Annotated in this window: 10 protein-coding genes; 2 read left to right on the forward strand and 8 right to left on the reverse strand. The window is 47.0% G+C overall.

The genetic code is table 11. From position 1 onward, the window contains the following. Positions 1 to 71: 71 nt before the first annotated feature. The 4 genes from EHO61_RS07505 to EHO61_RS07520 form a co-directional block, all read right to left on the reverse strand. Positions 72 to 1,175, reverse strand: coding sequence for a helix-turn-helix domain-containing protein (locus EHO61_RS07505; protein WP_135813011.1), 1,104 nt, complete (start codon positions 1,173 to 1,175; stop codon positions 72 to 74). A gap of 25 nt (positions 1,176 to 1,200) precedes the next feature. Then, the gene (locus EHO61_RS07510) at positions 1,201 to 1,605 is read right to left on the reverse strand and encodes a response regulator (protein WP_135813012.1); all 405 of its coding nucleotides are present in this window, start codon (positions 1,603 to 1,605) and stop codon (positions 1,201 to 1,203) included. Positions 1,606 to 1,617: 12 nt separating this feature from the next. Beyond that, on the reverse strand, positions 1,618 to 4,743 hold the full coding sequence (locus EHO61_RS07515) for an ATP-binding protein (RefSeq protein WP_135813013.1): 3,126 nt from the start codon (positions 4,741 to 4,743) through the stop codon (positions 1,618 to 1,620). A gap of 293 nt (positions 4,744 to 5,036) precedes the next feature. After that, complete coding sequence (locus EHO61_RS07520) at positions 5,037 to 5,423, reverse strand: hypothetical protein (protein WP_135813014.1); 387 nt, start codon at positions 5,421 to 5,423, stop codon at positions 5,037 to 5,039. 238 nt (positions 5,424 to 5,661) lie between these two features. On the opposite strand from EHO61_RS07520, the gene EHO61_RS07525 reads away from it, so the two are divergent. Further along, positions 5,662 to 6,057, forward strand: coding sequence for a hypothetical protein (locus EHO61_RS07525; protein WP_135813015.1), 396 nt, complete (start codon positions 5,662 to 5,664; stop codon positions 6,055 to 6,057). Between the two features lie 5 nt (positions 6,058 to 6,062). Here EHO61_RS07525 and EHO61_RS07530 read toward each other — a convergent pair whose 3' ends face one another. Together EHO61_RS07530 and EHO61_RS07535 are read right to left on the reverse strand one after the other, a co-directional pair. Next, positions 6,063 to 6,989: an LIC10906 family membrane protein gene (locus tag EHO61_RS07530; RefSeq protein WP_135813016.1), complete on the reverse strand. Its 927-nt coding sequence runs from the start codon at positions 6,987 to 6,989 to the stop codon at positions 6,063 to 6,065. After that, on the reverse strand, positions 6,953 to 7,654 hold the full coding sequence (locus EHO61_RS07535) for an LBL_2463 family protein (RefSeq protein WP_135813017.1): 702 nt from the start codon (positions 7,652 to 7,654) through the stop codon (positions 6,953 to 6,955). The genes EHO61_RS07530 and EHO61_RS07535 overlap by 37 nt, the downstream gene beginning before the upstream one ends. Positions 7,655 to 8,038: 384 nt before the next feature. On the opposite strand from EHO61_RS07535, the gene EHO61_RS07540 reads away from it, so the two are divergent. Then, positions 8,039 to 9,088 (forward strand): hypothetical protein, encoded by a 1,050-nt coding sequence (locus EHO61_RS07540; protein WP_135813018.1) that lies wholly within the window; start codon positions 8,039 to 8,041, stop codon positions 9,086 to 9,088. Positions 9,089 to 9,158: 70 nt separating this feature from the next. On the opposite strand, the gene EHO61_RS07545 is transcribed toward EHO61_RS07540, so the two are convergent. Both EHO61_RS07545 and EHO61_RS07550 read right to left on the reverse strand, forming a co-directional pair. Continuing rightward, entirely contained in the window at positions 9,159 to 9,920 is a 762-nt protein-coding gene (locus EHO61_RS07545) for an ATP-binding response regulator (protein WP_135813019.1), read from the reverse strand. Beyond that, positions 9,917 to 11,092 carry a histidine kinase dimerization/phosphoacceptor domain -containing protein gene (locus tag EHO61_RS07550; protein ID WP_135813020.1) on the reverse strand — a complete coding sequence of 392 codons (1,176 nt, stop codon included), beginning with the start codon at positions 11,090 to 11,092 and terminating at the stop codon, positions 9,917 to 9,919. Before EHO61_RS07550 ends, EHO61_RS07545 begins: the two co-directional genes overlap by 4 nt. Positions 11,093 to 11,101 lie beyond the last annotated feature (9 nt).

Raw genomic sequence — 11,101 nt, forward strand, 5'->3', positions numbered from 1 at the left:
AGGTGATCGTTATTTGCGACCGGCCCGATCGGAATGGGTGAAAAAAAGGGTCCGATCCGATCCTTCCGGACCTATTTTTTAGATTTTTGAAGGCTCCTCTTTCTGTAAGCGGACGGAGTCAGACCGGTTTCCTTCCGAAAGACTTCGTTAAAGGTAGACTTGGATCGGAAGCCCGAGGAATAGGCAATTGTCAAAAGAGTCTCCTCAGGCTGAGTCCGGATCCTATGTTTAGCTTCTTCGACCCGGTATTCGTTTAATATCTGAAAGAAAGTCTTCCCTTCTTCCGTATTCAGGTATTCGGATAACTGGTGCGGGGTGAGACTCAACCTTCCCGCCAGAAGAGTAAGTGTCAGTTCCTCCTCTCGGTAGATTTTTTCCGTTTCGAACAGATTCCGAAGGTTCTCCCGTATCTCGTTCAGGTTCAGCTTCGCGAGTTGGGAAGCTCTAACCCGCTTTTCCTCTTCCACCACCTTTCGAACTTCCAGAAAAAATTCCGGGTATCTCTGCCGATAAACGTAAATGAAGAGTAGAAACAAACCGATCCAAGTTCCGATTTTTCCCAACGGATCGGGCCTACCCGTCAGCACCGAAAATGCGCCGAGAAAGGTGCTCAAAATCGCAAAGCCTGAAAAAAGGAGAATGGTCATCAGGTTGATTTCTTTTCGAATCACCGAGACCCGGACCGTTCGGAAAAGGCGTATCAAAAAGGAAAGCAAGAAGAAGAGCAGGATGCACATGGTAAAGAGCACCGGACCTTTGACGTTCCAATCGGAACCCTGATCAAAGACCTTAAGAAGTAACTCCCTCTTCCTATCCGCATCCTGAAAGTAAAAAGGGACCAACCAAAGCGCGATCCCGACGGCGGGAAGGATTTTCAGAACGAACCGACCCGGCTTTTCCGAAGGATTTCCCCATGCTAGAAGGAGATACCTTTCCAACAACGCTCCCAACAAAGCCGAACAAGGTAAATGAGTCAAAAATAAATAAGGAAAATGTAAAATATTGTGGGACGAAACCAGATACGCGTGAAACAAAAAATATGAGAGTAGCAGAAAAATTCCGAACAATACGGTCCTTCTATTCCCTCTCGAAAAAGCGAATACCTCTCCCACCGCATACAACAAGGCAAGAAGCGAGGAGAAAAGAAGGAAAAACGATAGAAACGAATCCGCCACCCTTTAACGATCCTCGATAAGAGACCTACCCTCGATTACAACAGATCTGAACGGCATCCATCAATTGTTTCGCGTCCCAGGGTTTCGAAAAAACGGCGTAGGTCCCCGCTTCGTTTTTGACCCTACGAACCGCGGTTTCATCCACATGTCCCGTGATCAGGATCGAGCGAATTTCCGGATATTTTGCATGGATCAATATCAGGAACTCGTCCCCTTTCAGACCGGGCATCAGCCAGTCCGATAGGATCAGGATCACATTGATTCCGGTATTTGCAAGTTCATCCACCACTTCGAGCGCTTCCTTAGCGTTCAATGCCGTTTCGTATTGGTATTCGTCCCCAAATCGTTTTCGTAATTCCTGCTTGAGAGTGATCAAAATGATCGGTTCGTCATCTACACATAAAATCGCGCTTCTTTGGGCCGTCACCATTCAATATCTCCTTTAAATAGCGGTCGCGGATTTGAGCCAGACGCTGAATCTGGTTCTCCCCGGCACGCTCTCGAATTCTATCTTCCCACCCATTTTCTCTATGATCTTCTTACAGATATCCAATCCGAGACCAATGCCTTCCCCGTGCCTTTTCGTGGTAAAGAAGGGATCGAAAATTTTTCCTTGGATCTCCATCGGGATCCCGTCGCCGGAATCGATAAACGAAGTGACGATCCAGGGATTTTCCTTTCGAATTTCTATTTCCAGTCTGCCCTTATAGTTCATAGACTGCAAACCATTATTCAGAAGATTGATCCATACCTGGTTCAATTTATCCGCGTCTCCGATGCATTCCTCTTCGGTTCTGAAATTTTTTACGATCTCGACTCCGGATTTAATCTTACTATGATAGAGAGTGAGTACGGTTTCTATTTCGCTTCTGATATCGACGGGTAAAAGTCCTCCCCCCGTCTCAGGAGGCAACGCGCCGGGGTTCAGATAATTTCTCAGCGCCAACACTACGTGAGAAGCCTTGCCTGTCGCGATCTTTATAACTTGGCTCAAGCGGACTATCGTCGAGAGAGTGGAAACCGCCGATAAAATCGGAACGACTTTATCCGTCTTGACGAGATCGAGTATTTTTTCTCCGATTTTGTACAATCCCGCGTCCAGAATCAGATTCGTTATGGTTTCCGAATCCCTTATCCCTGCTTCGTTTAACGATTGTAGAAGTTTTTTTCGTGTAGCTCGATCCGGGATTTCCTGGGATTGGTACGCGTCCCTTAGGCTTTCTTCGAACAGGACCCTGAATATCTCCAGATCCTCCTCTCCCAAATCGGAAAAGAATCCGGGAAGTTTATTAAGATCGTTCTGTAAAATCTCCAAAATAGCGCGGTTCGAAGACACGATCGCTCCGAGCGGAGTATTCAATTCGTGGGTCATACCTGCCGCGAGTTGTCCAAGAGCCGCCAGCTTTTCCGACAAGAGAAGTTGCTCCTGCGCATCCTTCAATTCCCGCATTAACTTTTCCAGATTCTCGACCGCATCGACCAAATTCGCGTTCGATTTCTGCAGTTCCTGCGTTCTCTGATCGATCTTTTTTTCCAGATTCGCATTCAAATCCAGGATGGTTTCTTCCGCCTGTTTGTTTTTAGTCACGTCGACCATGACCCCGCGGAGATACTTCGGCTCCTCTTTTTCGTAAATCACCTTGACCAAGTTTTTCAACCAGGTCACTTTTTCGTTTTTCCCGACGAACCTATATTCGAATTCGAAAGATTCCAATTTTCCGGTCGATTCTTTGCAGAGACCTATCACTTTCTCCCGATCCTCTGGATGGATTCTCGAAATCCAGAAACCCGGCTTCGTCCACTCTTCCACCGCAAAACCTAAGGAGTCCGCTTGGCTACTTACGAAAATAAAATCCAAGTCCGTAGAGGAGGCCTCCCACACGATCCCGGGAGTCGTTTCGACCAAATCTCTGAAACGCTCTTCGCTGGACTTGGTACGGACAATCAATTCTTGGAGTTGCTCCGCCATACGATTGAAGGAAGAGGAAAGGGACCCGACTTCCTCCAACCTACTCGTGGGCACTCTTCGGGAAAGTTCTCCTCGTGCCAACGCTTCCGTCGCATTCGAAATGCGGGCAATCGGAGTGCTTACGATCCCGGAAAGAAAGGCAGCAACTAACAAAGAAAGAAGAAGTCCGATCGCAAAGACCATGGCGGATTGGCTGTTGCCGGTTCTGACTCCGGCCAGATAATAGGATTCGGGCAATGCGGTGACGACGATCCAGTCCTGCCGATTCTCTCCGTCCGTATAAGGAGTGGCTTGGGCCAACCAGGTTTCCCTGGACAAAGGCTTTGCAGTGATCACATCGAAATAAAACTGTATGGAAGTTCTTAATCGATGAAGGTCCCCCAATCTCTTTTCCAAAGACTGCACCGAATGGGCGATCACCGGATCTTCCGATGCGGCGGCCACAGTGAGATTTTTTTCGGACTCGGAAGGATTCCCCTCTGCCTGAAGAGAAGAAGAAACCAAGTTGGAATTTCTATCCAGAATATACGCGCGTCCTTGCCGAGCGATCCCCGAATTTTGAAGGAGTGCGGAGATCTCCTTCGTGGGAGGATCGTTCGTCACAAATCTTTTTTCCAAAAAATCATCCAGCTGAAGATTGATATTTTCGGAAATCTCCTGATGAAGTCGTAGCGCTAATTTGTTCGCCGATTCTTCCGAACTTTTAAGAGTCAGATAAGCGGTCGTTCCCACCATAACCAAAACCAGGACGATAAAGGGAGAAGCGATCAGCATTCTGATAGGCAGGCCGCCGTTACTCCGAACGTTTCCTTCGTCCTTCTCCGTCCGACCGCTTTCCCAAATCCGGACCTTTCCATCCAAGGAAATCTCCCTGACATGCCCGGGGATTTCCGCCCAATATAGGGAGTATTTTCTTGCCAATGGCAGAAAGGCCAGCATGCCAAAGGGAGCAAAAACCCAGGTCACCGAGGTCGTAAAAAAAAGGGCAGGCGAAATATTCCGATAGGAGATTTCGGGTGTAAACTTATCGGAGCATATGTATCCCCAAAGTTGAGGCTCGATGCTCATGAAGATAAACACGAAACTTAGATACCACCCCCAGGTCCGTAACTTCTTAAAATCGGGATTCTTTCCGATGAATTGGTACGCTACCCAGAAACAGGAAGGATTGATAAAATAACCTAGGATCCAATCCGCCAAAAAATCGGGCGGAACTCCCTCGATCAGATCGGAAAGACCGTACGCGAATGGAACGACGACCAACGCAGGGTATCCGAAAAGAACGATGCACAAAAAAACGGAAAGATCCTTCAAAGATTCGAAGGTCTGCGCGCCGGGAACGAGTACGATCAAAGAGCCTAGATATCCCGTGACGAACACGCTCACGAACGTCAGCACCATGCTGTACAATGCCTGGGAATCCCAGATCTGTCTTTCTCTGGCGATTCCCCATTTACCGTTCGGACGGAATGTCAGTCCTCCGTAAGCACAGAGCATCAATAAAATTCCGACAAGATAGCCGAAACGCCCCCAAACCTCGAGTAACGGAAGAGGCAGAAAACCGAAAACTCCTTCCAACCATTTTAGGAAAAGGTTCATAACGGAAGAATATTTCCTTTAACAGCAGTCACTAAAATCGGGTAAAATCCGCAAAGATCCATCTGGAACTACCGAACCGATCCGTAATACAAAAGACTGAAAACAAAAGCCAGAATAAATCTTTCCCAACCGACCAAATGCCGATCGCGCGTCTCGATTCGAAGGTGCAGAGACGGACTAGCGCTTTTAGATTATCCTAAGGACACCAAATCGGCAAATACGGGGACGATCTTAAAAGGGTACATCAGACCGTAAGGAATCGTCCGAAGTCTCCTAAAAACCGAAATATTGCTTCAAGACTGATCCGGAGAACTTTCCACTCCGATGGATCGTATCTCTTTATAGAAGGTAAGGGAATTGCGAGCCAATGCTAATTCCGATTTTGCGTTTGCCAGCTCCCATTTTAGCGTGCGCATTTCCGATTTCAAAAGACCGGTTTCGGAGGCAAGCTCTTTCGTCCTATTCCGAAGGTGAAGCGTTTCCGTCTTTTGAACTTTAACTTTGATCAGAAGTTTCCATATGAAAATCACGTTCTTTATCGATCTGGAAATCTTAGGTGATCCGGAGAATCGGGAATTTTTTTCCTTCATGACCAAAGACTTCCGTAATCCTCTCGAACGATAAGACTCTCCTATCGTTTGCTCGAAATAGCGAAGGTTAAACCAATTAGGAACGCTCATGTTCGTTTAATAATAATCCGAAATGCAAGGCGGTTCAAAACCCGGATCGAAAAGTCCTACGGGAACGGAACGAACCGCTTGACCTATTTAGCAAATCTTAAAATATAAGCCGTGGCTATGCTGCCTCTGTGCGAAATTCTGCGTTTGTAAAAGAAAACCGCACCAGACTTGTCCTGAAAACTTTCGGCTACATTGTAGCGTTTTTCAATAATAAAAAGGTTCAGTAGATAAAAAAGTTTTGAAGACTCCCGCGGAACGATTTCAATATATTTTAAACAATTTCGACGGTACTCAGGAAGAATTCGGAAGAACGATTCGTAAATCCAGACAACTGATCGGCGCGTATGCTGCCGGCAAGCGAACGATTCCTGAGGCGACTGCCCTCGTAATCGAGCTGGTCCACGGATACAGTAAGGAATGGTTGTTAAGCGGAGTCGGTATGGAAAAAGCCGTCGTTTTGAACAACCCGATCAAAGCGCTGAACCAAAAGGATTCTGACAGAAGGTTGATTCAAAAAATCAACGCGAAGGACGGAATCGTCGAAGTAGTCGAAGACCTCATGCAACTTTCGCCCAACGACTTAGAGACCATCCATCGGGCGATCAAAAGTCTGATCAAGCCGACCAACCAATAATTTCTCTATTTGAAATGTTTGCCGAAAATCTTTACAAGGATATCGGCACGTTCCCGGTAAGGCAGGTCCATCGCCTCTCCCAAACGATAATCATGAGCGATCATACTCATCGTTAAGCGTCTCTTTCTGGCGTGGTCCTGCACTTCATAATCCGCAGGATCGGTCAATTTGTAAAAGAATCCGTAAATCGGTTTGGTCAAGCGGACGAAATGCGGTAAGTCCGGCTCGTATACGGAAAAAGTCCTTAGTTTAAAAGCGTTACAATTTACGATCGCCACGGTCCAAATGAAGATCCCCAAGATGGAACCGATCGCAGCTTGTTCCCCCGAAAAAATTCCATAACGAGTCGGATTGATCCAGATGTACCAGCCTACGGCAAGAATGGGAGGAAGAAGACCTAGCAGAAGAAGAACGGAACTCGCTCTTGTCTTTCCGCGAGAACGAATCGCGTTCCTCCCGAATTTATAAATCGCGATCACGAATAATAACAGGGAATGCAGCAGAATCGCCGGATAAACGAACGTACCAGTAAACCGTACCGATTCCCCCGGTCGGGATACCAAGGTCAGTACGTTCAGCCTAAGGCTTTCTTCCAGAAAAAAAGAGATCAGGACGAGATGTGGAGCCAACCATTTCCAATTCGGTTTATAGGACTTCGAGTTATAGGATAAGGAAATCAGATAGATCAGGAAAGGTGCGGGAATGCTTGCGGCTAATCCCAAATTGATCAGCGCATTCAACCAAGAATAAGGAACCACTTCTCTTAGGATAAAGGAGGAGAACCAAAATCCCATAAACGTAGTCATCATTCCGAACTGGATCTGCACGGCCCTCCTCGGAGTCGGAATGAGAATCAAAGCTCCGAAAGCTACGAAGAAAAGGGCCGCACATAAATTCAATGCGACGACATTATCCGATGCAATAATTGACATGCTTGAGCCTTATTTAAATTAATAAAAGAGGCGATTTCAAGCAAACTCTTTTTAGGAATTTCTATCGTTTTAAATAGTACTAATTCCCCGTTGCAAAGAAAATTCGGAAAGTAAATCGGTCCCGGATATTCGACACAATGTATCGCACCCGAGGCAAGATACACCCTTTCGATTCCCTTGCGAAACGGACTGTACATTCCGAAAACCCTGGAATAATTCCGCTTAACGCAATAGTCGGCGACACATCCGCAATTCAGAAAAGCGGCATACGATCCTCTCGGCGTTCTTAAAAAAGCGACGGAATTCCAGTCGGCTACGTTTCTATCCAGAACCGCGTATCTGCGAGGCTCCGGTCCGGGGATCACTCCGATTTCGAGAGGAATCAGATTATTCGGGCGCTTTTCGACGACTCGCATAACGGAAAAAATTTCTTCTCCCTTCATCATTACGAACCAGACCGACCACGGATCTAGATCGAAGGTGCGCCACTCCGAATCCTGATTGCCTACTTCTTCGTTTGCCTTCTTTAAAAATTCCTTAATTCTCGAAATCAAAGGTGCGCCCGACCAAGCATTCACCTTCCAACATTCCAGAGATTCGTTTTTCCAATACATCGAAACCCCGGCTGGAGATTCTTCTCTTTCTATTTCTTGCGATATAAACATATTTTCCTCCAAAAGGGATATTAAACCCTCGGGCAATTATGGCAGGAGCATGTCGGTTTGGAAAGAGTAAGATTTGGTTTCCAGATCCGTACGGGACGAAATTCCTCCGTCCCGAAAGCCGGAAATTCCGCATGAGGGAGACAGTCAAAAAGGGGATTTATGACATTTCAACTTTGCAATCGGAACGGGTTCTCGGTTGGTCGGAATCTTCGTTCGATTAGGTAAGAATGATCGGTTAACAATCTATGTTTCACGACTTTTCTTGATTCGATCTTTTTATTGGAAAAAAATTGCAAAGAAAATCCGTCAGAAAGAAATTTGGATCCCATTTTTATCCGTCATACTCTATGATACATCACACTAATTTCTGGAAGGAAAACTAGAATGAGCAGAACCTTACTCAATTCCATTCTCGCAGTGGCTCTGGCGGTCGTCGCAGGAATAGGATGCCATAAATCGACCGGTAGTAGCAACAACGCCGGGACGCTTTTGGCCATGATTGCGGAACAGAGCCAGATCGGAAACGCGGTCGGCACCGGTATGAATTCGGTCACCAACGCAACATCCGGATCTACGGACGGAAGCGGAACCGGAGTAGCTTTATTTTCCCCGATCGGCGCCGTAGAGGCCGTGGCGCAAAACAAGAAGGATTATTCGTCCTACTTGGCGAGATTATTCTCCAGTCCGTTGGAAGCGACGGTATATACGTTGAATTGTCCGAAAGGCGGAACTGCGACCCGCACGCCGCAAGGCTCCGATTTGACCGCTGCGGCAACCGTCAACGTGGTATGGACGTATTCCAATTGCGCTTTCGGCTTTGGCATCAGCATGAACGGAACCTTGGAAAACGATTGGACCGGACTCGCAGCGACCGCAACTCCCGTCCAAAACGGTACCGTGTTGAATGTCGCGTCTTCCGTGACTCTCTCCGATTCCGCATTAGGAGCGTCCTTAACGGAATCCGCAAGCACGAACTCTCTCGGAACGGGAATCGTAAACCCGCAAATCAACGTGGCACATGTGCTTTCGTTTACAAGCGCGACTGCATATACGATCAACACCAATATCACCAGATCCGGAACCATTTTCGGAAAGGTGATCTTCTCTCATACGGTGACCACACCGACTCCTCTGAATTTGTCGTTTAACAAAGGCGCAGGAACGAGAACGGTCAATTCCGGCGTACAATCGATCAAGCACAACTTGGCGAATTTTACCGTCTCGCTCACCTATTCCAGCGTGGTTTATTCGTACACTACTTGCCAACCCACGAGCGGTTCGATCAGCTTTACGGTCAGCGGGAACAGAAACGGTTCCGGTACCGTATCGTTCAACAATGGAGTGGCGACATATACCTATACTCCGACCACTGCTTCAAGCGGTGACAAGAGCGAATCCGGAACGGTCAGCGTTCGCGGATGTAGTATGAATTAAGATCTTCTTGGGTCCGCGAGAAAGCCCTTTTCCCGCGGACCGCCGTTTCGGAAAAAAGTTAAGCGCAAAGTCAATCCGTCATACCTTGAAAGAGAAATAAGATCCCGGAAACTTTATTTTCCTGTAGAATCGTCTTCGAAACGCAATCCACCCATTTCCTCTTTCCCTGTCTATTTACTAACATCACGTTTTTAAAATAGATACGAGATCCGTTCCCGGACAAAAGCGAGGAAATCGGATCCAGACTTATATCCTTTTCCACGGTCGATACCAGTTGAAAAAGTTCCCGGACGTTTTTCCCTTTTGCTTCCAGGCTCGTCCAACCCGTCAGTTTTTCCGAGTACGGATTCATAAACGTTACGTTTCCCTCAATATCCGTGGCGATGAGTCCTTCCGGAATACTGTTCAGAATGGAAGATAGCATATTTTGTTGCCGCTTCAATTCCTGGTCCAAAGAATGTTTGTACAGAGCCATCTCTATTGCGATATGCAATTCCCTAGTCTGAAACGGTTTAAGAATATACCCGTAAGGTTCCGTAGCCTTGGACCGAATCACGGAATAGTCGTCCGCATAGGCGGTAAGATAAATGAGCGGAACGTCGATCTCGGAACGGATTTCCGCAGCGGCTTCGATCCCGTCGATAACGCTGTTGGATAACATGATATCGAAAATCATGATGTCCGGTCGAACCTCTTTCGCGATCCGCACGGCTTCCGCCCCTTTGGTGGCGATGATCGGAGGTTTATATCCGATATTCATGAGCCTATGTTTTAAGTCTCTTGCGACGATATTCTCGTCTTCAACGATCAGAATTTGCGGCCACTTGTTCATTCGACGGTTTGCCCTTTATCCCTGAATTCCAGTCTGAATTTGGTTCCGCCTTCCCTATCCAAAGTCAAAGTACCGTCTATCTGCTCGGCAAGCGCGTTCACTAGTTGGAGCCCTAGGGAATCCGTTTTTTTGAAATCGACGTCCTGGGGAAAACCGACCCCGTCGTCGGCTACGGTCATTACGTAAGATTCGTTTTCCAACGCTTTCATTTGAATGGACACTTTACCGAAATCTTGTTCCTTAAATCCGTATTTTAAGGAATTCGTCACGAGTTCCGTGACGATCAATCCGCAATGGATGGCGGAATCCAGACTCAAATATACCTGATCCGCATCGATCTCGAACGAGATTCTGGAATCGATCCTATACGTGCGAAGCAGATTGGAGACCAGATTATTCAGATACTGACGGAAATTCATCCTGGCCAGATCCTCGTTTTGATAAAGTAGTTCGTGGATGAGTGCGATGGATCTGATTCTGAACTGTGAGTCCTCGAAAATCTCGTAGGATTTCCGGTCCGTAATATAATTCCCCTGGAGACTCAGAATGCTGGAGACTACTTGCAGATTATTTTTTACCCTATGGTGGATTTCCCTTAATAATATCTCCTTTTCCCTCAGGGATACTTTCAAGGCCGTCTCGGCTCTCGTACGCTCGGCGATTTCCTTTACGAGTTCCTCGTTTACCCGATGAAGTTCCCTCGTTCTCTCCTTTACCCTGAGTTCCAGTTGGTCTCGACTTTGCCTCAGCATCTCCTCCTGGTAGGCTAACATCTTATTTTTCTTATACAATTCCACGAATACGGAAACTTTGGATCTTAGGATTTCCGGCGCGATCGGTTTGACCAAAAAATCCACCGCCCCTAAGGAATATCCTTTGAACATTCCGGTTTCGCTGCCTCCGTAGGCGGTCAAAAAGATGATAGGAATGTGCGCGCATTTCTCCCTCTGGCGGATCAAAGAAGCCACTTCGAAACCGTCCAGTCCGGGCATGCGTACATCCATAAAGATCAAAGCAAAATCTTCCGGTTCCAACAACGCTTTTAGCGCCTCGACTCCCGATTGAGCCTTCACGATCCTTACTTCAAGATTTGCGAAAATGTGCTCCAATATCCTGAGATTCTCGGGATTATCGTCCACCACCAGGATATCTACCTTGTGATTCGGATCCATAAAGAAAAG

The sequence above is a fragment of the Leptospira fluminis genome (genome assembly GCF_004771275.1).
Lineage (GTDB): Bacteria > Spirochaetota > Leptospiria > Leptospirales > Leptospiraceae > Leptospira_B > Leptospira_B fluminis.